General features: G+C 46.1%; 17 protein-coding genes. 10 read left to right on the top strand and 7 right to left on the bottom strand.

The window, feature by feature from the left end:
• Positions 1–39: 39 nt before the first annotated feature.
• The gene (locus KUA50_RS06790) at positions 40–1728 is read right to left on the bottom strand and encodes a putative transporter (RefSeq protein WP_218456696.1); all 1689 of its coding nucleotides are present in this window, start codon (positions 1726–1728) and stop codon (positions 40–42) included.
• A 115-nt stretch (positions 1729–1843) separates the two neighbouring features.
• Between KUA50_RS06790 and mnmA the strand changes: the two genes are divergently transcribed.
• The 3 genes from mnmA to KUA50_RS06775 all read left to right on the top strand — a co-directional run bounded on the left by mnmA (position 1844) and on the right by KUA50_RS06775 (position 5469).
• Positions 1844–2920 (top strand): tRNA 2-thiouridine(34) synthase MnmA, encoded by a 1077-nt coding sequence (gene mnmA / locus KUA50_RS06785; protein WP_218456695.1) that lies wholly within the window; start codon positions 1844–1846, stop codon positions 2918–2920.
• Positions 2921–3006: 86 nt separating this feature from the next.
• Positions 3007–4800 (top strand): translation elongation factor 4, encoded by a 1794-nt coding sequence (gene lepA / locus KUA50_RS06780; RefSeq protein ID WP_218456694.1) that lies wholly within the window; start codon positions 3007–3009, stop codon positions 4798–4800.
• Between the two features lie 87 nt (positions 4801–4887).
• Positions 4888–5469, top strand: coding sequence for a Crp/Fnr family transcriptional regulator (locus KUA50_RS06775; protein ID WP_413777445.1), 582 nt, complete (start codon positions 4888–4890; stop codon positions 5467–5469).
• A gap of 90 nt (positions 5470–5559) precedes the next feature.
• On the opposite strand, the gene KUA50_RS06770 is transcribed toward KUA50_RS06775, so the two are convergent.
• The 4 genes from KUA50_RS06770 to KUA50_RS06755 form a co-directional block, all read right to left on the bottom strand.
• Positions 5560–7224 carry an AMP-binding protein gene (locus KUA50_RS06770; protein WP_218456692.1) on the bottom strand — a complete coding sequence of 555 codons (1665 nt, stop codon included), beginning with the start codon at positions 7222–7224 and terminating at the stop codon, positions 5560–5562.
• A 62-nt stretch (positions 7225–7286) separates the two neighbouring features.
• Complete coding sequence (locus KUA50_RS06765; RefSeq protein ID WP_218456691.1) at positions 7287–8954, bottom strand: AMP-binding protein; 1668 nt, start codon at positions 8952–8954, stop codon at positions 7287–7289.
• Between the two features lie 175 nt (positions 8955–9129).
• Complete coding sequence (locus tag KUA50_RS06760) at positions 9130–10377, bottom strand: ABC transporter permease (RefSeq protein ID WP_218456690.1); 1248 nt, start codon at positions 10375–10377, stop codon at positions 9130–9132.
• Between the two features lie 18 nt (positions 10378–10395).
• Positions 10396–11607 (bottom strand): pyridoxal phosphate-dependent aminotransferase, encoded by a 1212-nt coding sequence (locus KUA50_RS06755; RefSeq protein WP_022110017.1) that lies wholly within the window; start codon positions 11605–11607, stop codon positions 10396–10398.
• A 252-nt stretch (positions 11608–11859) separates the two neighbouring features.
• On the opposite strand from KUA50_RS06755, the gene KUA50_RS06750 reads away from it, so the two are divergent.
• Together KUA50_RS06750 and KUA50_RS06745 are read left to right on the top strand one after the other, a co-directional pair.
• A complete protein-coding gene (locus KUA50_RS06750) occupies positions 11860–12363 on the top strand; it encodes a DUF4494 domain-containing protein (RefSeq protein WP_022110016.1) in 504 nt (167 codons plus the stop codon).
• Positions 12364–13038: a YggS family pyridoxal phosphate-dependent enzyme gene (locus KUA50_RS06745; protein ID WP_218456689.1), complete on the top strand. Its 675-nt coding sequence runs from the start codon at positions 12364–12366 to the stop codon at positions 13036–13038. It begins immediately after the preceding gene.
• A 171-nt stretch (positions 13039–13209) separates the two neighbouring features.
• Here KUA50_RS06745 and KUA50_RS06740 read toward each other — a convergent pair whose 3' ends face one another.
• Complete coding sequence (locus KUA50_RS06740) at positions 13210–16542, bottom strand: TonB-dependent receptor domain-containing protein (protein ID WP_218456688.1); 3333 nt, start codon at positions 16540–16542, stop codon at positions 13210–13212.
• A 399-nt stretch (positions 16543–16941) separates the two neighbouring features.
• On the opposite strand from KUA50_RS06740, the gene KUA50_RS06735 reads away from it, so the two are divergent.
• The 3 genes from KUA50_RS06735 to KUA50_RS06725 all read left to right on the top strand — a co-directional run bounded on the left by KUA50_RS06735 (position 16942) and on the right by KUA50_RS06725 (position 22118).
• Positions 16942–19200, top strand: a complete 2259-nt coding sequence (locus KUA50_RS06735; RefSeq protein WP_218456716.1) for an aconitate hydratase — start codon at positions 16942–16944, stop codon at positions 19198–19200.
• A gap of 19 nt (positions 19201–19219) precedes the next feature.
• A complete protein-coding gene (locus KUA50_RS06730; RefSeq protein WP_218456687.1) occupies positions 19220–20566 on the top strand; it encodes a citrate/2-methylcitrate synthase in 1347 nt (448 codons plus the stop codon).
• Positions 20567–20678: 112 nt separating this feature from the next.
• Entirely contained in the window at positions 20679–22118 is a 1440-nt protein-coding gene (locus tag KUA50_RS06725) for an amidophosphoribosyltransferase (RefSeq protein WP_218456686.1), read from the top strand.
• Between the two features lie 56 nt (positions 22119–22174).
• On the opposite strand, the gene KUA50_RS06720 is transcribed toward KUA50_RS06725, so the two are convergent.
• Positions 22175–23053 (bottom strand): DMT family transporter, encoded by an 879-nt coding sequence (locus KUA50_RS06720; protein ID WP_218456685.1) that lies wholly within the window; start codon positions 23051–23053, stop codon positions 22175–22177.
• 197 nt (positions 23054–23250) lie between these two features.
• Here KUA50_RS06720 and KUA50_RS06715 point away from each other — a divergent pair, with 197 nt between their 5' ends.
• Positions 23251–24780, top strand: coding sequence for a carbon-nitrogen hydrolase family protein (locus tag KUA50_RS06715; RefSeq protein WP_118116298.1), 1530 nt, complete (start codon positions 23251–23253; stop codon positions 24778–24780).
• A complete protein-coding gene (locus KUA50_RS06710; protein WP_218456684.1) occupies positions 24780–25898 on the top strand; it encodes an o-succinylbenzoate synthase in 1119 nt (372 codons plus the stop codon). Before KUA50_RS06715 ends, KUA50_RS06710 begins: the two co-directional genes overlap by 1 nt.
• Positions 25899–25926 lie beyond the last annotated feature (28 nt).

The raw sequence follows: 25926 nt of genomic DNA, 5'->3' as shown, positions 1-25926 counted from the left end.
TTTTATCCTTAATAATCTTTTTATAAAGTGGGTCCGTTTTTATCCGAACACGAAAATAATAATCTGTATAGTTACAATGCGCAGGAACATGGCAAATGGATATACATTCGCATAGCCTACGGTTGGTGAATCGGCTGAGGTCTGTTCTCTTACGTATGCCAAAGCCGATGGGTTCGTGTTGGCGCCAGCCAATACGCCAAGCAGGGTGAAGTAATTGATGTGGAACAGGTAACGGCCGATGATACCGCCCAACAGGATTGGAATCATGGTGATGCCGATGCCATAGAGAATCCAGATCATACCCTTCTCGGTAGCCACCGTCTCAATGAACTGCTCTCCTGTACCGAGTCCAACACATGCCAGGAAAATACAGATACCTATCTCTCGCAACATGAGGTTGGCGGATATCGTATTGTAAGTCACGAGGTTGTACTTCGGACCGAAATAACCTATCAGGATGGCTACTACCAATGGTCCACCGGTCAGTCCGAGACGCAGGTTCTCGTTGATGCCTGGGATGAAGAAAGGAATATTGGCAACGATACAACCGAGCATGATACCCAAGAAGATAGGAATCAGGTTCGGGTAGTTGAGTCGCTTCATCTGGTTACCCAATACTTTTTCTGTATGACTGATGGCGAGTTCTGTACCTACTACGGTAACACGGTCGCCCAATTGAAGTTTCAAATTTGGTGTGGCTATTAGATCGACGCCTGCACGGTTTACACGAGTGATGTTGGTACCTAAGTTAGAGCGAATCTGCATCTGTGAGATGGTCTTTCCGTTGATGCCTGGCTTGGTAATACGAATACGGCGGGTAATCAGCTCATTACCAAACTCCTCCCATGCCATATCTATTTTTTCACCGCAGAGTGCGATGAGAGGCTCCTGTACAGTAGGGTGAGCCACAACATAGATGATGTCGCCCTCGTTGAGTACAGTCTGTCCGTTGACCATTTCCTTGTTGCTGTCGTTGTCAGGACGGTGTATCTGCGAAATCATGAAGTCACGGTCCAAGATATGGCGTACCTCTTTCACGGTTTTACCAAAAATCATTTTGTTGGTAATCTTCACAGAGAATGTGTTGAGGGTCATAGCTTCCAGATGTCCGAATCCGCGCTTAGCCTGTGCTTCTTCTTCATTCTTGTCGATGCGGAGCGCAAATCGCAGGATGACGAAAGAGAGGATGACACCCAGTACACCCATCGGATAGGCGATGGCATAGCCGGCTGCGATGGACGGAGCATCGATATGGCGCAAATCGCTGAATGCCTGTTGTGCCGCACCGAGACCAGGTGTATTGGTTACTGCTCCAGAGAGAATACCTGCCATCGAAGTGATAGAGGTGTCAGAGATGGAGTAGATGCCGAGCGTGGTGATGATACTCAGGGCAATGACGATGATGCTGAGCAGGTTGAGACTCTTGCCACCGTTCTTGAAGGAAGAAAAGAAACTTGGTCCCACTTCCAGACCGATGGAATAAACGAAGAGTATCAGACCGAACTCTTTGAGGAAGTGGAGCAGGTGCTCATCCAGATTGAGCGAGAAATGCCCAAAGATAAGACCGATGAAGAGAATCCATGCCAAGCCAAGGGAAACACCTTTCACCTTAATCTTGCCGAGACTCAAGCCCAGTGTGATGACCAATGCAAGTATCATGACAGAATGGGCTACACCGCCTCCCCAAAGGTCAGGGAAGCCGTAAAATAGATTTCTTAAGATATCCATAACTACTTGTAAAATTGAAAATTCGAGTGCAAAGGTACTAATTTTTATTTATTTATAGTTAGGTATCGCACTTTTTTTGTAATTTTGCACGCAATTAATTCATAAATAAGAAGAAATGACTGAAAATATCATAGACAAGCGTATTGCGGTGCTGCTTTCGGGCGGAGTAGATAGCTCAGTGGTGGTATGGGAACTTACCCAACTGGGTTTGCATCCCGACTGTTTCTATATCAAGATCGGTCCGGAAGAAAAAGAAGAGTGGGACTGCTCTTCTGAGGAGGACCTGGAGATGGCTACTGCCGTGGCTCGCAGATATGGTTGTAAACTCGAGGTGGTGGATTGTCATCAGGAATACTGGAATGAGGTTACCCGATATACAATGGAGAAGGTGAAGGCTGGATATACGCCTAACCCGGATGTGATGTGCAACAGACTCATCAAGTTCGGTGCGTTTGATAGAAAGATGGGACACAATTATGACCTCATCGCTACAGGTCACTATGCCCAGACCGAAATAGATGAGAATGGGGATAAGTGGCTCGTTACCAGTCCTGACCCGGTGAAAGACCAAACCGACTTCCTGGCCCAGATAGAGAGTTGGCAACTCAAGAAGGCTATCTTCCCAATCGGTCATCATATCAAGAACGAAGTGCGTGAAATCGCAGAAAGAGAACATCTCATCAATGCCAAGCGCAAGGACAGTCAGGGCATCTGCTTCCTCGGACAAATCAACTATAATGACTACATCCGCCGCTACTTAGGTGACCTGCCGGGAGATGTCATCGAACTGGAAACAGGCAAGCGCATCGGTGAGCACAAGGGACTGTGGTATCATACCATTGGTCAGCGTAAGGGACTGGGCTTCGGCGGCGGTCCTTGGTTTGTCATCAAGAAAGACGTAGAGAAGAATATCCTCTATGTGAGTCATGGCTATGACCCTCAGACAGCCTATAAACAGGAGTTCCCGCTGCATGATTTCCATTTCCTGACTCGCGAAGTGCCGATGTCACGGGTCACATTCAAGATCCGTCATACCCCGGAATATCATCCTGCTACCATCGAAAAACTGGAGGATGGCAGATGGATGATCCACTCGGATGAGGCTATTCATGGAGTGGCTCCTGGACAGTTCTGTGTGGTTTATGATGAGAATCACCACCGCTGTTACGGTTCGGGAGAAATCACGGTTTAGGACGATAAAACAAAAAATGTACGTGAAAAATTTGGTTTTCTCCTAAAAATAAGGTAATTTTGCAAACTAAAGAGAGAAAATAATATATGGAGAATATAAATAATATAAGAAATTTCTGCATTATTGCACATATAGACCATGGTAAAAGTACCTTGGCAGACCGTTTGTTGGAGAAGACCCAGACGATTAAGATCACAGAGGGTCAGATGCTCGACGATATGGATTTGGAAAGAGAGCGCGGTATCACAATCAAGAGCCACGCCATCCAGATGGAGTATCAAGCAAAAGATGGACAAACATACATCCTCAATCTCATTGATACTCCGGGACACGTCGATTTCTCCTACGAGGTTTCTCGTTCCATCGCTGCTTGCGAGGGAGCGCTCTTGGTCGTAGATGCCACACAGGGTGTGCAGGCACAGACCATTTCCAACCTATATATGGCTATAGATCATGACCTGGAGATTATTCCGGTCATCAACAAGATAGATATGCCTTCGGCTATGCCGGAGGAGGTAGAAGACGAAATCGTTGATCTCATTGGTTGCGAGCGTGAAGACATCCTCCGTGCGTCGGGTAAGACCGGTGAGGGTGTAGAAGATGTTCTTGAGGCTGTTGTCAATCGTGTTCCTCATCCAGAGGGTGATGACAAGGCACCTCTTCAGGCTTTGATTTTCGACTCCGTGTTCAATTCCTTCCGTGGTATTATCGCTTACTTCAAGATCGAGAATGGCGTCATCCGCAAGGGTGATAAGGTGAAGTTCTTCAATACGGGCATGGAATATGATGCTGATGAGATTGGAGTACTCAAGATGGACATGATTCCTCGCAAGGAATTGGGTACCGGTGAGGTGGGTTACATCATCTCTGGTATCAAGAATGCGACCGAGGTAAAGGTGGGTGATACCATTACCCATATCGCACGTCCATGCGAAAAGGCTATTGCTGGTTTCCAGGAAGTGAAGCCGATGGTCTTTGCGGGTGTCTATCCGATAGACCCGAGCGATTATGAAAACCTTCGTGCTTCGCTGGAGAAATTACAGCTCAATGATGCTTCCCTTACCTTCTCGCCAGAGAGTTCGGTGGCCCTGGGCTTCGGTTTCCGTTGCGGATTCCTCGGTCTGCTCCACATGGAAATCGTGCAGGAGCGATTAGACCGCGAGTTTAATATGGATGTCATCACCACGGTGCCTAACGTTTCCTATATGGTATATGACAAGCAGGGCGGTGAGAAAGAGGTTCACAATCCTTCGGGATTGCCTGATCCTACGATGATAGACCATATTGAGGAACCCTATATCCGTGCCACCATCATCACGGCATGTGACTATATCGGTCCTATCATGAAATTATGTCTGGATAAGCGAGGCGAACTCATCAATCAGGAATATGTGAGTGGCAATCGTGTGGAACTGCATTTCATGCTGCCTCTCGGTGAGATTGTCATCGACTTCTATGATAAATTGAAGAGTATCTCGAAGGGTTACGCTTCCTTCGACTACCATATCGACTGCTTCCGCCACTCTGATCTGGTGAAGCTCGACATCCTGCTCAATGGTGAACCAGTGGATGCCCTGAGTACACTGACCCACCGTGACAATGCAGTGGCTTTCGGTCGCAGAATGTGCGAGAAACTGAAAGACCTGATTCCACGCCAGCAGTTTGATATTGCTATTCAGGCAGCTATCGGAGCGAAGATTGTGGCGCGTGAAACCATCAAGCAGGTACGTAAAGACGTTACAGCCAAATGTTATGGTGGTGACGTGAGCCGTAAGCGCAAATTGTTGGAGAAGCAGAAGAAGGGTAAAAAGCGTATGAAACAGATTGGTAATGTAGAGGTGCCTCAGAAGGCTTTCCTCGCAGTACTCAAGTTAGACTAACCATACAATATTATAAATTTCCCTCATCTGTAGAGCATATGGGGGACCAAAATAAGGAGGATTGTAGAAATGCAAGAATTTAAGAACATGCCCCTGACGCGAGATATCGCAAGAGAGCTTGCCCGTAAGTACAGTACCATGACTTACGATGAATTAGATGTGCTGGAGAGTCTGCTCGTTCCTATCAAATATGGTAAGGGCGAAAAGATTCTTCAAGAGGGTGAGGTGTGTCGAAACATTTCATATATAGAGAAAGGATTAGTACGCCAGTTCTATTTTAAGAATGGTAAGGAAGTGACCGAGCACCTGGGTGTAGATCACTCTATATTCATGTGTATCGAGAGCTTGTTTAAGGAGGAACCTTCCCGTTTGCAGGTGGAGGCACTGGAACCTACATTGGTCTATGCTTTGCCGAAGGCGAAACTGGAGGCTGCTGCTATGCGCAATGTCAATATCCAGATGCTTTATCGTAAGATTCTGGAAGAGAGCTTGATTCAGTCGCAGATTCATGCCGATTTGGTCCGCTTCGAGTCTGCGCCTAATCGCTATAAGCGACTTTGTGATCTGAGTCCGCAGGTGGTGCTCCGTGCTCCGCTTACCTACATCGCCAATTATCTTCAGATGACACCGGAAACGTTGTCACGTATCCGTTCTGGTGTCCTTTTATAAGATATGTTATATGAATATCAAGAAATGAAAAAGAGGGTGTGTCATAAGTACATGACACATCCTCTTTTTTAATGTTTATTTCTTGATGTCTTATTCTGCAGTATAGAGGAAGCGCTTGATACTCTTCTTAGGAGTCTTCTCAAACTCTTCGTCGTGGATGCGAATCTCGCTGATCTTGCTGTAGGCAGGAATCATGGCGTTGAGCTCCTGACGGTTCTGCTCCATAATCTCCTCCAACTCTTTTCTACCCAAGTTCAAAGACTGCGCTTCGTCGAAATCTGGATGAACCAGACCGATGAGCTTGTTGCCCTTCTGAACCACTACGCTTTCGCTGACGAGCGCCAAAGAGTTGAGCTTATCTTCGATTTCCTCTGGATAGATATTCTGCCCCGATGCACCCAAGAGCATGTTCTTGCTGCGGCCTTTGATGAACACATTGCCATCACCGTCCATCGTGCCGAGGTCGCCTGTATGATACCAGCCTTCCTTGTCGAGGGTAGTAGCTGTAGCTTCCTCGTTCTTGTAATAGCCGAGCATCACGTTAGGACCCTTTGCCAAAATCTCGCCTGGTACATTCTCTGGGTCTGGACTGTCTATCTTCACCATCATGTTTTTGGCAGCCTTACCACATGAACCTGGTACGAAGTGCTTGTAGTCCTCATAGCAGATGATAGGAGCACACTCTGTGGCACCATAACCTACGGTATATCTGAAGCCGATGCTATGCAGGAAACTCTCCACTTCCTGGTTGAAAGCAGCACCACCGATGATAATCTCATAGAAGTTTCCTCCAAATGCCTGAGTCACCTGATCGCATATCTTCTCGCGTACCTTCTTGTTGATGACAGGCATGTGGAGAAGCATGCGCATGCGGTTGTTCTGTATCTTAGGGAAAACTTTCTTGCGGATAATCTTCTCGATAATCAGAGGCACAGCGATGATAACGGCTGGCTTGATGCGGCTGAATGCCTCGGCGATAATAGCCGGACTTGGGATGCGGGTGAGGAAGAATACGTGGCAACCGGTGATAAACTCAAACAGGAACTCAAATGCCATACCATACATGTGAGCCATCGGAAGGATGCTGATGATAGAGTCGCCAGACTTGACCTCCTTCGGCAATACGTGCTGGGCGAAGTCGATGTTGCTCCAGAGCGCACGGTAAGGTACCATCACACCCTTGGAGAAACCGGTGGTTCCGCTGGTATAATTGATGAGCGCCATCTCCTCTGGATTCTCATCTATATAATAATGTACGTGTTCCTTACGGAAATACTTAGGGAATTTGATACCGAACATCTCGTTGAGGTGCTCACGGGCATAGGTCAACTTGTCTGTGCGGGATACCACCAGTGAATAGTCTGGAATGTAGATGATACCTTCCAAACCAGGCATCTTAGTAGCATCAACCTGGGTAGCCACAACATCACCCACAAAGAGCAGTTTGGCATCGCTGTGGTTTACGATGTTGTGAATCTGGTCTGGCATAAACTCATGCAGGATAGGTACTGCAGTAGCACCATAGGTGAGGGTAGCAAGGAATGCTACAGCCCAGTTGGCACTATTGCGACCGCAGAGGGCAATCTTGTCACCTTTTACCACGCCTGAGTTTTCAAACATGATGTGCAATTTCTCGATTTTGCGAGCCACATCGTGATACTGCAAGGTTGCTCCCTTGTAGTCTGTTAGTGCATCCATATCCCAATGGTCTATGATGCTTTTCTGGATAAGTGCATTAAAGCTAGGTATTTCCATACTCTTCTTGCTTTTACTATATCTGTTTCAGCATGCTTCGTTTGATTCCTTTCGCAAAAGGATTAGATAGCATCCTGGTATAGATATCGTTTAATTGATTTCTTTGCTGTTTTCTCGAATTCCTGGTCGTGCAACTGAATGCGCGACAACTTGGCAAATGTTGGTATTTTTTCGTTCAGTTCCTTGCGGTTCTGTTCCATAATGTTCTCTAAATCTTCCTGGGTGAATCCCAACGTGTTGGCTTCGTCCATATCTGGATGTACAAGACCTACAAGTTTGTCCCCCTTCTGGAGCACGATGCTTTCGTTTACCATTGCCATCGAGTTGAGTTTGTCCTCTATCTCTTCTGGATAAATGTTCTGTCCGTTAGGACCTAAAAGCATGTTCTTGCTGCGGCCCTTGACGTAGAAATGTCCGTCCTCGCTCATCGTGGCAAGGTCGCCGGTATGAAACCATCCATCCTTGTCAATTACAGCATCTGTAGCCTCCTGGTTTTTGTAGTAACCTTGCATCACGCAGATTCCCTTGCATACCAGTTCGCCCGGTACATTTACAGGATCTTTGCTGAGCACCTTTACATCCAGGTGGTTCACGCTTACACCGCAACTGCCTGGCAGATAGTCTTCTGTATTGGCAAAAGTGATGAATGGAGCTGTTTCGGTGGTTCCGTAGCCCATGGCGATAGGGAAGCCGATGCTGGTGAGGAAACTCTCAATCTCCTTGTTGAGCGGTGCTCCGCCCACGACCACCTGACAAGCTTTGCCGCCAAATTCTGATAGTACAAAATCGCGGATTTTCTCCTTGATGCGCTTGTTGATTACTGGCATATTCATCAGTAATCTCACACGGTTGGTCTGTATCAATGGGAATACGTGCTTTCTGATAATCTTGTCAATCACCAATGGTACGGCGAAGATGATCTCCGGCTTCACTTCCTTGAAAGCCTCTGCGATGAGGGTAGGACTTGGCACACGGGTAAGAAAATAAATATGATGACCTTCTACCATGCTGAAGATGACGTCTGCCATCAGTCCATACATGTGTGCCATTGGCAGTGATACCAGGAAGTTGCAGTTTTTGCTGAGTCTTGGTGCAATGGTCTTCAACATATAGTCCAGGTTGCCCCAGAGTGCACGATAAGGAATCATCACACCCTTCGAAAAGCCTGTAGTACCGCTGGTATAGTTGATCATCGCCAATTCCTCTGGCTCATCTACGTGGTATTTTACGTGCTCAGGACGGAAATACTTCGGATATTTATGACCAAAGATGGCGTTGAGATTCTCGCGGGCATAGGTCAGCTTCTCTGAACGTGAAAGGACAAGCGAGAAATCGGGTAGGTAGATGACACCTTCAAGAGAAGGCATCTCATCTGTATTAATCTCCGTTGCTACAACATCACCTACGAAAAGCAACTTACTCTCGCTGTGATTGACGATGTTGTGAATCTGTTCTGGTTTAAATTCGTTTTGAATGGGTACGACTACTGCGCCGTAGGTAACAATCGCCAGGAAAGCTGCTGCCCACTGACTGCTGTTTCTACCGCAGACGGCTATTTTGTCGCCTTTCTTCACACCGCTGTTCTCAAACAGGATGTGGAGCTTCTCTATCTTTCTTGCAACATCATGATATTGTAATGTAGTGCCCTTGTAATCAGTCAGTGCGTCCAATTGCCAATTCTTGATGATGCTCTTCTCTATGTACGAGTTAAAACTAGGTATTGCATTCATTGCACAATTATCAAAATTTTGTGCAAAGATACCATAATTTCTGCACAGTACAAAAAAAAATGTGCACAAATTTCCAAAACGGATTAAAAAAATGTAGTTTTATTCCATAATTGCCCTCATTTTAATAAATAATACAAGCAAATGAGAGTAATTATGGAATATCTGATATTTTTTCTTACTCATATCTCATGCTCTTGGCAGGATGGATATGGGAAATCAAATAGCTTGGGGCTACCAGCATGAAGACACAAATCAGGAGAGTTGCGATGTTGAGTGCTACAATGAACAGCCAGTTGAATTCCACTGGTACCGTACTGACATAGTAGGTCTGGGCATCCAACTTGATGAGTCCGGTATGTTTCTGGATGGCCAAGATAGACAATGCTATAAGGTTTCCGAAAACAAGACCCTTGCTGATGATAAACACGGCAAACCAGAGGAAGGTATGGCGGATCGTTTTGTTGCGGGCACCCAATGCCTTCATCACGCCTATCATGGAAGTGCGCTCTAAGATGATAATCAGCAATCCGCTGATCATCGTGACACCTGCTACGGCTAACATCAGGCCTAAGATAACCCATACATTCAGGTCCATCAGGTCGAGCCACTGGAATATCTGTGGGTTCAGATCCTTGATGCTTCCGCTACTGTAGGTTTCTCCATAGCGATCCACGGTTCGGTTGACGTTCTTCACATAGTAGTCTTCTGTTGTCTGCAACTGGTTGAAGTCTTTGACGGTAATCTCGGCACCGCTCGCCTGGTCTTCTTCCCATCCGTTGAGTTTTACGGCAGTATAGAGGTCGGTATAGACCATGATTTCGTCAAACTTCTTCAGATTGGTCTGGTAAATGCCTGAGATGGTGAACCGTCTGGTTCTCACACCGTTATTGTCGATGAAATAGGCGAAGATGCGCTGTCCGGTCTTCAGTCCCAACTTATCTGCCATTAACTGGGAGACGAGAATCTGGTTGTGACTTGCTTTGTCATCAAACTTAGGAATGCTTCCTTCCACCATGTTCTGGTGGATGAATGTAGAGTCGAATTCCGGTCCTACGCCTTTGAATCCAACGCCTAAGAAGTCATTGTCAGTTTTCAGAATACCCTCTTTCATGGCAAATCGCTGTATGTGTTTCACGCCCGGTGCCTTCTTGAGGACTGTCATCATCGAGTCGTCCATCACCACTGGGTATTGGTTCATCTGCTGGAGGGTCATGAAGTCAGCCACTTGGATATGACTGCCGAAACCGATCACCTTGTCGCGGATGGTATGCTTGAAGCCTAACACCACGCATACAGAGACAATCATCACTGCCAACCCGATGGCAACACCGGCTGTGGCAATATGAATAGCAGGGCGAGAAACTTTACGTTTGTCGCCCTGTTCACTATATAATCTCTTTGCTATAAATAGAGGAAAATTCATATTTTTCTTTTGTAATTATCAAAGTCCTTCATCTTCTACTCTTCCTGGATAAGCTTCCAGTGCTTTTGCCAAGACGAGGAGAGCACGCTCCAAGTCGTGCTTCTTCAGTACATAAGCCATACGTACCTGGTTGCGACCTGCTCCCGGAGTAGTATAGAAACCAGAGGCTGGGGCCATCATCACGGTCTCGCCCTCGTATTCAAACTCTTCAAGACACCAGCGACAGAACTTGTCAGAATCGTCGATAGGCAACTTGGCTACGGTATAGAAGGCTCCCATTGGGATAGGAGAATAGACGCCAGGGATGCGGTTGAGTCCATCAATCAGACACTTACGGCGCTCTACGTACTCATCATAGACATCACGATAGTACTCCTCTGGTGCATCAAGAGATGCTTCTGCTACAATCTGACCAATGAGTGGAGGAGAGAGACGTGCCTGACAGAATTTCATCACGGCCTTGCGAATCTCTGCATTCTTGGTAATTAGGGCTCCAACACGGATACCACACTCGCTGTAACGCTTGGATACAGAGTCGATGAGCACGGTGTTCTGTTCGATACCCTCCAGGTGCATGGCACTGATGTAAGGACTACCTGTATATATATATTCACGGTAAACCTCATCAGAGAAGAGATAGAGGTCATACTTCTTCACGAGGTCGCGAATCTGGTTCATCTCACGTCGGGTATAGAGGTAACCGGTTGGGTTGTTTGGGTTACAGATCAGGATGGCACGGGTGCGCTCATTGATGAGTTCCTCAAACTTCTCCACCTTAGGCAAGGAGAAACCTTCCTCGATGGTGGTGGCGATGGTGCGAATCTTGGCACCCGCAGAGATGGCAAATGCCATATAGTTGGCGTAAGCTGGTTCTGGCACGATAATCTCGTCGCCAGGGTTCAGGCAGCTCATGAATGAGAAGAGCACAGCCTCAGAACCTCCCGATGTAATGATGATATCATCGGCAGTTACGTTGATATTGAATTTCTTGTAGTAATCCACTAACTTCTCTCTATAGCTCAGGTAACCCTGGCTTGGAGAATATTCCAGGATGGTACGGTCTATGTGCTTCAATGCATCCAGACCGCATTGAGGTGTAGGAAGGTCAGGCTGACCGATGTTGAGGTGATACACCTTAACCCCACGTTTTTTTGCTGCGGCAGCCAAAGGAGCCAACTTTCTGATTGGTGACTCTGGCATTTCGATACCGCGTACTGAAATTTCAGGCATCTTATTTCTTTCTTTTATGAACTGTTGATATGTGAAATTCGCCTTATCTTCCATCGGATGATGTTGGCATTTCTACATTTGGATGCAAAGGTAATCAATTTCGGCGAAAATGGAGAAAGATAGCTAAAGATTTTTAGTTTTTTCATAAAAAACGCTTATGAATCTTGTTTATTTGTTTTCTTTTTTATAACTTTGCATTGTTTTTTCCGTATTAACGGGATTTGTAATGTTATATAAATAGTAAGGTATATTATGAGATCAAGAACAGGTACTTGGTTTACTACCAAGGTAAAATATCAGAAGACTCAGGAAGATGGTACCGAGAAAATGGTATCTGAAACCTATGTAGTGGATGCGTTGAGTTTTACAGAGGCTGAGAGCAGTATCATCGATGAGATGTCTGTCTATGTAAGCGGTGAATTCCACGTTTCCGGTATCACCAAGTCTGCCTTCGGAGAGATTTTCTTCAGTGATGTGGATGATGATGACAAATGGTATAGAGCCAAACTCCAGTTTATCACCATTGATGATAAGAGTGATAAGGAAAAGCGTACCAACGTGGTTTACCTCGTACAGGCTAAGTCGCTTGCTCGTGCCTTGAGATACATCGATGAGGTGATGGGCAAGACGATGATTGATTACGATACAATCGGTATCAACGAGACGCCTATTATGGATGTCTTTGAACATCAGGTTGCTTCTGAGAAAAAAGAGGAGAAGAATGATGTTCCTGAATACGAACAGGAGAATAAGTAAATGGAATATGACGTAAAGGGAAATCTCCGAGAGGTCCTCGGCAACTTGCCTGAAGGCGTTCGCCTCGTTGCCATCAGCAAGTTTCATCCCAACGAATATATCGAGGCTGCTTATGAAGAGGGTCAGCGTGTCTTTGGCGAAAGCCATGAACAGGAACTGGCTCGTAAGGTGGAGTCGCTGCCTAAGGATATTGAGTGGCATTTCATCGGTCATCTTCAAACCAATAAGGTGAAGTACATCGCTCCTTACATCGCTATGATCGAGGCTGTGGATAGCCTGAAACTGCTGAAGGAAATCAACAAGCAGGCTGCCAAGCACGATAGGGTGGTTAAGGTTTTGCTTGAACTGCATATTGCAGCGGAGGAAACCAAGTATGGCTTAACCCTCGATGCCTGCCGCCAACTCTTGGAGGAAGGTGAGTGGAAAGAGATGAAGAACGTGCAGATTTGCGGTCTGATGATGATGGCATCTCATGTCGATGACCAGCATCAGATTGCCAGCGAGTTTGATACGGCTGCCCGTTTCTTTGATGAGGTCAAGGCTAAGTACTTCGCTGATTGTCCTGCATTCTGTGAGCGAAGCTGGGGAATGAGCCACGACTACCAGTTGGCTGTCCAGCATGGCTCTACGATGGTTCGCGTCGGAACTACAATCTTTGGTCCGAGAGTATATTAGGCTTATTCTAATCTGCAATAAAAGACGGAAAGATTCGTAATCATAGATGTGATAAATGACGCATCCGTATAATGATAGATGCAATAAAAAATGATGAAAGATTCATCAGAATTGAATATAATAAAAATAAAGTCCTGCGGATGATATAAACCGCAGGACTTTTTTATTGTATTAGTTGAATATGTATCTTACAGAGAACTGGATAGAATAGGTAGAACTGAAACTTGTCAAATTGGTATAAGTCTTGTCCAAGATGTTCTTTCCATTCTTCTGGAAGTTGAATGCTTTTGTCTTTGAGTCGTACTTCAACAACTGCATGTTGTTTACGCTCTTGTAGAGACCCCAACTGCTGTGGAGCAGGTTAGCCAGGTTCTTGATATCAACACCAAATTGCAGGGTGTTCTTCTGACCGGCTACCTTGAGGTAGAAGTTCTGGTTGAACTTGAAATCCAACTGATGGTGCCATGGCATGATAGCGCCACCACGCTCTGTATATTTGCCCTTACGATCCTTCAGGTAAGAATCCTGGTTGATGTAAGCCCAGAAATCATCACGCTGGTCATCTGCACTGTAGGTCACGTTACCTTTTTTATCCTTTACATCTGCAAAGTTCCAGTCGTCGAGGTCGCGACGTGAAGCAGGAACGTACAACAGACCGTTTGAACCATAGTCGTTTACTACATTTGAAGATAAGATGTAAGAGTAGCGTGCACAGCTATAACCACCGGCATAACCCAAGTTCATACCCTCGTAGATCAGACCCACCTCTGTACCGAAATGCTTAGCGTAGTCTTTCTTGTAAGAAGCAGAAACGATCACACGGTGAGGAGCTACGTATGTACCCAAACCGGTTTCCATGTCATTATTACCGTTGATAGAGTAACGGTTGTTGTAGTATGCAGAAGAAACCTGATCGCCTACGCCGTCACCGTAAGAGCGAGCTTTTGAGTGAGTATAGGATGCAGAGATGTTGAGACCGAAGTCAAATCTCTTGGCAAGCGATGTGGTGATAGAGTAATAATATGCCTTATGACCTGCATTGGTAATCATGTAAGGGTTGTTACCATTTCCGCTGGCTGTGTAGTAGCGGCGGGTATCACCAGGAGCCAAAGTGATGGTTGATTCTCCATCCCAAGAGTAGTTCAGGTTGGTCACAGTTGCTGGGTTGAATTCACGGCTGTAGATACCCTCTACAGAGAAGTCAATACCGCCAGGCAACTTCGCGTCGATAGCCAAAGAACTCTTCCATGTTGCGTTCATCTTCAAATCCTTGTCGATGATGGTAGGAGTAGAAGGAGCTGCTGCGTTCTCACGACTTGCAGGAACCGTGAGGTCCTTCAACTGGTCAGCACGGTTTACATGGAAATTAGGCTGACCGTATGCTGCTTCGTTGGCCTTATTATAATAATAGGTGTATTGACCACAACCGGCATTACCCACTGCAGATACGAGCCATACAAATGGTAAACGACCTACGAAGTAACCTGTACCACCACGGAGCACGAGCTTCTGGTCGCCAAGAACATCCCAATTGAAACCTACACGAGGTGAAACGGTAATCTTTGCGTCTGGCAACTGGTCTGTATTATAGCTATAATACTTGCCGTCGTTGGCTCTGTACTTCAATGCACCGAAAGCCGCATTGTAGTTGTTCTTCAACTCAGGATAGATAGGCAACTCGAATCGCAAACCTGCGGTGAGGCGGAAACGGTCAGAGAAATTGATCTGGTCCTGAACGTAAGCAGAGAACTGGTTGTATTTCATCTTAGCCAAGAACTGGTCGCTGCCATCCATAGGGAAGGTAACGCCGTATGCTGCTGGTTTTCCACCTGCCATGAAATCTTCTGGAGAAGAATATACGTAGTAACCTGCTGAAGCGGCACCGAATCCATTGGTAGCCTCGTTGGTCTCATACTGCACACCAGCGATGAAATTCTGGATACCTACTGCCCATGTTGCTTCATCAGTAGCCACGAATGTCTTCACCTGACGGAGGTTACCCTCTGTGAATGGGTCTGGACCTAAGCCCATGTAAAATGCGCCGTCCTTCAGAATATCCACTGTTGGGAACATTCCTCCAAGATAGGTACGAGGCTCATCCTGGTAAGAGTATGTCAAGCGAAGGGTGTTGTTCCATCCACCCCACTTAGAATTCCATTCACCAGCTACAGAGGTAAAGTTCTTTTCCTGATAGTAACGGGCACTCTCGAAATAAAGACCTGAGTTAGCTGTACGACCAGACTGTGACTTTCCGCCTGAGATGGTGATGCCATCAGATGTTCCACCAGGATAAATCTCTGAATCCTTGAATGGAGTGGTAGAACTGGAAGGACTGTTGGAATCCTTGTCATGGCTTTTGGAGAAGCGGAGATTCACCTTGTTAAACTTGTTGATGTTCCAGTCTAAACGAGCCAGGAACTTGTAAGAAGGTGTGTCGAGAGAATAACCCTGGTAGCGACCTGGGTTGTAACCATACTTGCTCTGGAGGAACTGGAGCATATTGTCCATGTCGCTCTGCAAAGGACGGTGTACGGTACCGGAGTTTGGCTTCCATGCGTCGGTTGCACTCATTCGGGCTGTACCTGAAGGACCGGCTGAGATGTTTGCCTGATATTCGCCATTCGCAAAGAAGAAGAGTTTGTCCTTAATGATAGGACCTCCCAAACTGACTCCCCATGTGGTAGAGTGAGACTGGAGACGGTTCAACTCGTAGTCGGAAACCTTGTCGCCACGGAGATGAGAGTTGGTGGTGTACATATAGGCTGTACCCTTAAACTGATTGGTACCACTCTTGGTAACTGCACTGATGGCACCTCCTGTAAATCCGCTCAGACGTACGTCATAAGGAGAGGAAGATACGGATACCTGATCCAATGCATCCAGAGAGATAGGTGAACCATTACCAGGAAGGTTGCCGCCGATACCGAAAGCATTGTTGAATGCAGCACCATCGACAGTCACGTAACTCTGGCGGTAATTACCACCACCCACAGCGAAACCGCTGCCAATCTGGGCACCCTGTGGAGTCAACTTCAAGATGTCGTTCATGCTACGGCTCACGGTAGGAATGCTCTCTATCTGTCCGGCGTTGATACTGGTAGTAGCACCAGCGCGGTCTGTACGCATGTTGTTGTTGCGGGAAGCAGATACAACAACTTCTTCGAGCAACTCGGCATTCTCTTGGAGCGTTTCGTCCAATACGGTGTTTTGTCCCAAAGGCAAGTTTACACCCTTCAAAACCTTAGAAGAGTAACCGATGTAGGAAACTTCCACTTTGTAAGGACCACCAGGTTGCAAACCCTGGATAGAGTAACGGCCATTGGCATTGGTGGTTGCTCCATAAACAGTACCGGAAGGCTCGTGGGTTACTTTGATGGTAGCACCAATGACGTCCTCATTGTTGGCAGTAATCTTACCACTCAGACTTGATGTGGTAATCTGAGCCATTGCCTGTGATACGAAGAAAATCAGCAAGGCAAAGAGTAAATGCAATTTTTTTTGCATACCTTATAAATAATTAGTTAATAATGTTTTGGGGCTAAAATTTCTGTCGATTTTAACCTCCATTTTCAAATATGCTGCAAATTTATATAATTTTTTCCGTATTCTTGTTAAGAAAATGTGAAAAAATTGCCTCAAATCCTAAAATATACACTTTTGTTACCATTTTGCGACATTTTTATGGTTCTTGTCTCTTTCCGCCTTTTTTCTTTTACAATCCATTTTTTTTCTGCATATTTAGCATAATTATGCAACAAATTCATATAAAGAATCAAAAAATGATGGCAAAATGATAAATAATTCAAGAAAAATGCTACGATATGAAAAATATTTCGTATTTTTGCAAATAGTTTAGTTCAAATAGTGAATAAATTGCATAGTTTAATTTAAATAGTGAATAAGATGATACTGGACATTGACATGCTGAGAAGCTTCTATGCTTCGTATTCTGAAAGTGTAGCTCAGGCTAAAGCTACGGTAAAACGACCTCTTACTTATGCCGAGAAGGTGCTTTTTGCTCACCTTTTCGACCCTTCACAATTGCGCCCTTATAAAAGAGGTGTGGAATATGTTGATTTCCGACCTAATCGTGTGGCGATGCAGGATGCGACGGCTCAGATGGCTCTTCTTCAGTTCATGAATGCGGGTAAGGACAAAGTGGCCGTACCTGCCTCTGTTCATTGTGATCACTTGATTCGTGCGGATGTGGGGGTAGAAAAAGACCTTCCTGAGGCGTGCAAGACCAATAAGGAGGTTTATGACTTCTTGAAGTCTGTTTCTCAGAAATACCATATCGGCTTTTGGGGGCCGGGTGCTGGTATCATCCATCAGGTGGTACTTGAAAACTATGCCTTCCCTGGTGGTATGATGGTGGGTACTGACTCTCATACACCTAATGCCGGTGGACTCGGAATGGTGGCTGTTGGCGTTGGTGGTGCGGATGCCGTGGATGTTCTTACCGGTCAGCCTTGGGAACTCAAGATGCCTCGTCTCATCGGTGTTCATCTTACTGGTAAACTTTCTGGTTGGGCTACTCCTAAGGATGTAATCCTCGAAATTCTCGGTATTCTTACCGTGAAGGGTGGTACCAATGCCATTCTCGAATACTTCGGTGATGGTCTTGACAGTATTTCTACTACTGGTAAGGCAACAATCTGTAATATGGGTGCAGAACTGGGTGCTACCTGTTCTATCTTCCCATTCGATGGAAATGCGGATGAGTATCTCCGTAAGACTGGCAGAGCGGAGATTGCTTCTCTTGCCCAGCAGAATGCGGCTGAACTCCGTGCTGATGATGAGGTCCTTGCCAATCCGTCTGCTTTCTATGATCAGATTGTGGAAATCGACCTCTCTAAGGTAGAACCTCATCTCAATGGTCCGTTTACGCCGGATGCGGCTACTCCTATCTCTCACATGAAGGCGAAAGGTCCTGCCAATGATTATCCGATGGTGGTAGAAGTGGGATTGGTGGGCAGTTGTACCAACTCTTCTTACCAGGATCTCGCCCGTGCTGCCAGTGTGGCTCGTCAGGCTTATGAGAAGGGTATTCAGGTGAAAGGTCAGTTGATTATCAACCCGGGTTCAGAACAGATCCGCTATACTGCTGAACGTGACGGCATCCTCGATGATTTCAAGAAGATCGGTGCGCTGATCATGACCAATGCCTGTGGTCCATGTATCGGACAGTGGAAGCGACATACGGATGACAATACGCGCAAGAATGCCATCGTTACTTCTTTCAATAGAAACTTCCGCCGTCGTGCTGATGGCAACCCGAATACTTACGCCTTTATCGGTAGTCCTGAATTGACGGTAGCACTCACCATCGCCGGTCGTCTTGACTTTAATCCTGCTACGGATACCTTATTAGATAAGGATGGCAACAGCGTGAAGTTGGATGTGCCTACTGGTTTTACTTTCCCTCCTAAGGGATTTGCAGTAGAAGATAAGGGCTTTATCGCACCGAGCGAGGAAAATGCCAACGTTGAGGTGGTGATTGCTCCGGATAGCAACCGACTCCAGAAACTCGCTCCGTTTGCTGCCTGGGATGGTAAGGATCTGATCGATATGCCGCTGCTGATCAAGACGGAGGGTAAGTGTACAACAGACCATATCTCTATGGCTGGTCCTTGGTTGAAGTTCCGTGGACATCTGCAGAACATCTCCGACAACCTCCTGATGGGTGCCGTGAATGCTTTCAATGGTGAGAGCAACAAGGTGAAAAATCAGTTGGATGGCAAATACGTGGAGGTTTCTACTGCTGCCAAGGCTTATAAAGCGCAGAATATCAGCAGCATCGTAGTGGCAGAAGATAACTATGGTGAGGGTTCTTCTCGTGAACATGCTGCGATGGAACCTCGATTCCTCAATGTGAAGGTGATTCTTGCCAAGAGCTTCGCCCGTATCCACGAGACCAATCTGAAGAAGCAGGGTATGCTTGCGCTTACTTTCTGCAACAAGGATGATTATAATAAGGTACAGGAGGACGATCGTATCTCTTTGACTGGTCTCAAGGAGTTTGCACCGGGCAGTCATCTTACCATCACCCTCAAGCACAAGGATGGCTCTGAGGATAGCTTCGAGGTAGAACATACCTATAATGATACGCAAATCGCCTGGTTCAAGGCTGGTAGTGCATTGAATTTTGCTGCGCAGAAATAACATTCTAATTTGGATAATTATGAACAAGGAATATTTGATATATAAATTAAGCGATGAGGTTAAAAACTCATGCAAGATTGACAAGGAGGCATTCACCAAATTCAATGTGAAGCGTGGTCTTCGCAATGAGGATGGTTCGGGTGTGCTCGTCGGTTTGACCAATATCGGTAATGTGGTGGGTTATGAGCGTGATGAGCAAGGTAAATTGAAACCTACCGAGGGTAAACTCTACTATCGTGGCTATGAATTGGATGACCTTGTAACTCCGCTTCTCAAGGAGAAACGATTCGGTTTTGAGGAGGTGGCTTTCCTTTTGCTCTCCGGTCAGTTGCCTGACAAGGAGGAACTGGAGGCTTTCAAGGAACTCATCAATGATAATATGCCGCTTGATCACCGTACCATTACGCATATTATTGAACTGGAGGGTAGCAATATCATGAACATCCTGGCTCGTTGTGTGCTCGAAATGTACACTTTCGATCCAAATCCTGATGATATCAGTCGTGACAACCTGATGCGCCAAAGTGTAGAGTTGATTGCTAAGTTCCCTACTATCATCGCATACGCATACAATATCTATCGTCACTCTGTACAGGGTAGAAGTTTGCATATCCGTCATCCACGTGAGAACCTCTCTATTGCAGAGAATTTCCTCTATATGATGAAGCATGAGAATTATTCTGAACTGGATGCGCGTATGCTCGACTTGCTCCTGATTATCCAGGCTGAGCATGGTGGTGGTAACAACTCTACCTTCACCGTACGTGTTACTTCTTCTACCCGTACGGATACCTACAGTTCTATTGCTGCTGGTATCGGTAGTTTGAAGGGTCCTCTTCATGGTGGTGCCAATATCAAGGTTATCAATATGTTCCATCATTTGAAGGAAGCGATCAAGGATTGGACGAATATCAGTGAACTTGATATCTATTTGAAGCGAATGCTCAACAAGGAGGCTTATGACAAGACCGGTCTGATCTATGGTATCGGTCATGCTGTCTATACTTTGAGCGACCCACGTGCAGTGGAGTTGAAGCGCCTGGCTGGTGAGTTGGCTAAGGAAAAGGGTAGAGAGGATGAGTATAACTTCCTGAAACTCATCGAACAGGAAGGTATCAAGTGCTTGCAGGAACATCGTGGTGGTAGCAAACCGGCTTGTGCCAACCTCGACTTCTATAGCGGTTTCATCTATGAGATGATTGGTTTGCCACAGGAAATCTATACCCCAATCTTCGCCATGGCACGTATCGTGGGTTGGACAGCCCATCGCATCGAGGAACTGAATTTCGAAGGTCGCCGTATCATCCGTCCTGCTTATAAGAATATTTTGGGAGAGTTGGATTATACGCCGCTCAAGGACAGATAAAACAATTATTTATCTCGCAAGAAAAGTTTTTGCACGCTTTTCTTGCGAGATTTCTTCATTTTTAGTACCTTTGCACCCATATTTCAAACATTAATATAGAATTTATACTCTTATGGGAGGCATATTCGGAACGATTTCCAAGAAAAGTTGTGTCGCAGACCTTTTCTACGGCACTGATTACAACTCACATCTCGGCACACGCCGAGGCGGTTTGGCAACCTACAGTCAGGATAAAGGCTTCGTGCGCTCTATCCACAACCTCGAAAGCTCTTATTTCAGAACCAAGTTTGAACCTTCATTAGATAAGTTTGAAGGGGCTACCTCTGGTATTGGAGTCATCAGCGATACGGATGCACAACCGCTCATCATGAACTCTCATCTTGGCCGATTTGCCATCTGCACAGTGGCAAAGATTGCCAACAAGGATGAACTTACCCAACATTTGCTGAAGAAGAACATGCACTTTGCTGAGATGTCTTCCGGCAGTACCAATCCTACCGAACTTGTAGCTTTGCTCATCATTCAGGGCAAGACTTTCAAAGAGGGTATCGAGAATGTGTATCATCACATCAAGGGCTCTTGTACCATGATGATTCTCACCGAGGATGGTATCATCTGTGCCCGTGACAGTTGGGGACGCACGCCGCTCATTATCGGCAAGAAGGATGGTGCCCATGCTGCTTCCAGCGAATCCACTTCTTTCCCTAATCTCGACTATGAGACTGAGTATGAGGTGGGTCCGGGAGAGATTGTGCAGATGACTGCTGATGGTCTTGAGCAGCTGAGACCAGCCAATAAGAAGATGCAGATCTGTTCTTTCCTGTGGGTTTATTATGGTTTCCCAACTTCTACCTACGAGGGACGTAATGTGGAGGATGTGCGCTTTACCAATGGTTGCAACCTCGCCAAGACCGACGATGTGGAGGTGGATTGCTGCAGCGGTATTCCTGATTCGGGTACGGGTATGGCTATGGGTTATGCTGCGGGTAAGGGTGTGCCTTACCAGCGTTGTATTGCCAAATATACGCCTACTTGGCCTCGTTCGTTTACTCCAAGCAACCAGAGTATGCGCTCTTTGGTAGCTAAGATGAAACTGATACCTAACAAGGCGATGCTCAAAGGCAAGCGAGTTCTTTTCTGTGATGACAGTATCGTAAGAGGTACCCAGTTGCGTGATAATGTGAAGGTTCTTTTCGATCAGGCTGGTTTGAAGGAATGTCACATGAGAATCGCCTGTCCTCCATTGGTTTACGGTTGTCCGTTTATCAACTTCACTTCTTCCAAGAGCGATATGGAATTGATTACTCGTCGTATCATCGAGAAGTTTGAAGGCGATGCCAATAAGAATCTCGATAAATATGCTACTACGGGTTCTCCTGAATATCAGAGAATGGTGGACGAGATTGCGCGTCAACTCGGTTTGACCACTTTGAAGTTCAATACCATCGAACAGTTGATTGAGGCGATCGGCTTACCGAAATGCCAGGTCTGCACTCATTGCTTTGATGGCAGTAGCGACTATACGCTGCATGAATTTGCAGATGAGGAATAAAAAAATGAGGGTGTGTCATGGTCTTATGACACACCCTCATTTTTTTGATAGGGCGTTTATTTCTGTTTCCGTAGAATAATCAGAGTTACACCGGCAAGAATAGCAACAATACCGAGCGCAAGCTGCAGGGTAAAGGATTCTCCAAAAATGCAGACGCCAATCACGACTGCGGTAACAGGTTCCAAGGCTCCCATGATGGCAGCAGGGGTACTGCCGATGAGATTGATGGAAATCGTCATGAAGAAGAGCGAGAGTACCGTTGGCAAAAGAGCGAGTTGGGCTGCACAGAGCCACTGCTTCGGTGTTTCCAACATTTGGAAATTCTCACCCGAAATCCACGTGAAAAGGGCAACGGTTATCAGACCGAATACCAATATCCAGAAGGTGAATTTGACATTCGACATGGTGTTGTTCTTCCACTGGTTGATGGAGATGATATAAATGGCATAGAGCAGGGAGGAGGCCATCACAAGGGCAAACCCCGCTGTGCTCAACTTGGCGTTTCCATCTCCCTGATAAAGAAGTCCGACGCCTGAAACGGCGAGAAGAATGGCGATGGTACTGGTCCAGGTGACCTTCTCATGGAAGAAGGCGGTCATCAGAATTGCAGTCATGATCGGATAGACAAAAAGCAGGGTACTCGCGATTCCTGCTGCCATATAATGGAAACTGACATAGAGCGTGGTGGAAGAGAGGGCGAAGAAACTGCCTAAGCATGCCAGACGGATGGCATGACCCCACTTGATGGCAAAACTTTCACGGCGTACCAGTAAGACGATGGCAAACATGACTACTGCTAAAAGGTAGCGATAGGTCAGGACGGAACCGGAAGAGAATCCGTCATGGTAGAGCTCTAAGGTACCCAATGGGTTGGTACCATAACAAACGGCGGCAATGATACCCGCCAGAAAACCTTTAACTTGATTACTGTTCACTTTTTTGTTTTTTATATTGTTGGTTCATTTTGGGCTGCAAAGGTACTCATTATTTTGATAAAAAACGCTTTTATTCCAGCATTTTTCCTTTTTTTGTATTTTTCTCTTTGTGCTTCGGGTGAAAAGTTGTACTTTTGCCCCCAAATATCGGTTCTTTCATTGAAACCGGTGATGGTTTAAAGATAAAAAGTTGTATTATGGAACCCATTCGTAAAATCGAAAAGGTGAGCCTGAGAAATCTCCACATGGAGGATTATGACCAGCTCGCTAAATCTTTCAAGCGTATCTACGCTGATTCTGACGTGTTCTGGACACGCCAGCAAATCAAGAAACTCATTACTATATTTCCTGAAGGTCAGGTTGTCATCATCGTGGATGATAAGATTGTAGGATGTGCCCTGTCTATCATCGTTAATTATAATATGGTGAAGGGTGATCATACTTATGCGCAGGTGACTGGTAACGAGACTTTCAATACACATGATCCTAATGGTAATATTCTCTATGGTATTGAGGTGTTTATCCACCCTGATTACCGTGGCTTGCGATTGGCACGCCGTATGTACGAGTATCGCAAGGAATTGTGCGAAAAGTTGAATCTGAAGGCAATCATGTTTGGTGGTCGTATTCCTAACTATCATAAGTATGCGGACCAGATGCGTCCGAAGGAGTATATCGAGAAGGTGCGCTCCCGTGAAATCTACGACCCGGTACTCACGTTCCAGTTGAGCAATGATTTCCACGTCCGTCGTGTCATCCGCAATTATCTGCCAAGTGATGAGGAGAGTGAACACTGCGCCACACTGTTGCAGTGGGATAATATCTATTACCAGCCACCAACGGATAGTTTTGTAGATAGAAAACCTACGGTGCGCATCGGATTGGTTCAGTGGCAGATGCGTCCTTATGCTTCTGTGGATGATCTCTTTGAACAGGTGGAGTTCTTCGTGGATTCCGTGTCTGACTATAAGAGTGATTTTATCCTTTTCCCAGAATACTTTAATGCTCCGCTGATGGCGAAGTTTAATGACATGGGTGAAGCGCAGAGTATTCGTGAAATGGCTCAATATACGGAACAGATCCGTGACCGTTTCCGTGAGTTGGCTATCAGCTATAACATCAATATCATCACGGGTTCTATGCCACTGGTAAAGGAAGACGGGGCACTTTATAATGTGGGTTTCCTCTGCCGCAGAGATGGTAGCGTGGATATGTATGAGAAGATTCATGTGACTCCAGATGAACAGAAATGTTGGGGATTGACAGGCGGTAGCAATATCCAGACTTTTGATACCGACTGTGGCAAGATTGGTATTGTCATCTGCTATGATGTGGAGTTCCCTGAACTCTCCCGTCTGATGGCACAGGATGGTATGCAGATTCTCTTTGTACCATTTATGACCGATACGCAGAATGCCTACTCTCGTGTGAGAGTCTGTGCACAGGCGCGTGCTATCGAGAATGAGTGTTATGTGGCGATTGCAGGTAGTGTAGGCAACTTGCCTCGTGTGCATAATATGGATATCCAGTATGCACAGAGTGCCGTATTTACACCATGTGATTTTGCCTTCCCTAATGATGGTAAGCGCTCGGAGGCGACACCGAATACGGAAATGATCCTGATTTCGGATGTAGATTTGAATCTTCTCAATGAGTTGCATACGTATGGTGCTGTTCGCAATATGCGCGACAGACGCAAGGATCTTTATGAATTGAAAAAGAAATAATGTACAAGATAGAGATATCGGAGCGGACGCTCCATTTCAAGGTGCCGGCAGGAACATCAAGAGGCGTTTATACCACCCGGCATAGTTTCTTCCTCACGCTATCCTCGGATGAAGTTCCGGGCGTGAAAGGTGTGGGCGAATGTGCTACGCTCCCGGATTTGAGCTGTGATGCGAAACCGGAATATGAGGCGACGCTGCGACAGGTCTGTCAACTGGTGGAACAGATGGGACGTATTCCGTATGATATGATTCGTGCCTATCCGAGCATTACTTTTGGATTGGAATCGGCATTTGCAGACTTCTTCCATCAGGTAAAGGTGGCTGCAACTGCTGATCCTTCTTCTGTCGCCTTGCAGACATTTGCTGTTCCGGCTTGGGCAAATGGCTTGGGAAAATTGTATGATACGCCTTTTGCACGCGGGGAAGCGGGGATTACCATCAACGGACTCGTGTGGATGGGCTCTTACGATGAAATGTTAGGAAGACTGGAGGAGAAACTGAAAGAGGGTTTCCATTGCGTGAAACTGAAGATTGGTGCCATCGACTTCCTGAAAGAACTGGATCTGGTCAAGTGTATCAGAGAGCGCTATTCCAAGGAGGAGGTGCAACTGCGTGTGGATGCCAATGGTGGTTTCTCTCCGGAGAATGCGATGAGTCGCCTGGAAACATTGGCAAGATACGATATTCATTCCATCGAACAGCCTATCAAACAGCATCAGTGGCCTAAGATGGCTGAACTCTGCCGGGAAACTCCGTTGCCGATTGCGCTTGATGAGGAATTGATCGGTGTCAATGTCCGTTCGATGAAGCAGGCGCTGTTGGATACCATCCGGCCGCAATATATTGTTTTGAAACCTTCGCTCCATGGAGGTATGTATGGATGTGAGGAATGGATCTCCCTTGCCCGGGAAAGAGGAATTGGGAGTTGGATCACATCCGCTTTGGAAAGCAATGTAGGACTGAATGCGATTGCCCATTTCTGTGCTAAGGTCTATGGAGAGGAAGCGTATGGCGCTGAGGCTCCTATGGCACAAGGACTTGGAACAGGGAAGTTGTTTGAGGATAATTTGCCGAGCCAATTAGAGATTCGGGGAGAAAAATTGTTTTTTCTTCCCTAAGTCTCCTGTTTTTCTTTTTGAAAACAAT

The sequence above is a fragment of the Segatella hominis genome (assembly GCF_019249725.2).
GTDB lineage: Bacteria > Bacteroidota > Bacteroidia > Bacteroidales > Bacteroidaceae > Prevotella.
This window is presented reverse-complemented; position numbering and strand designations above follow the sequence as displayed.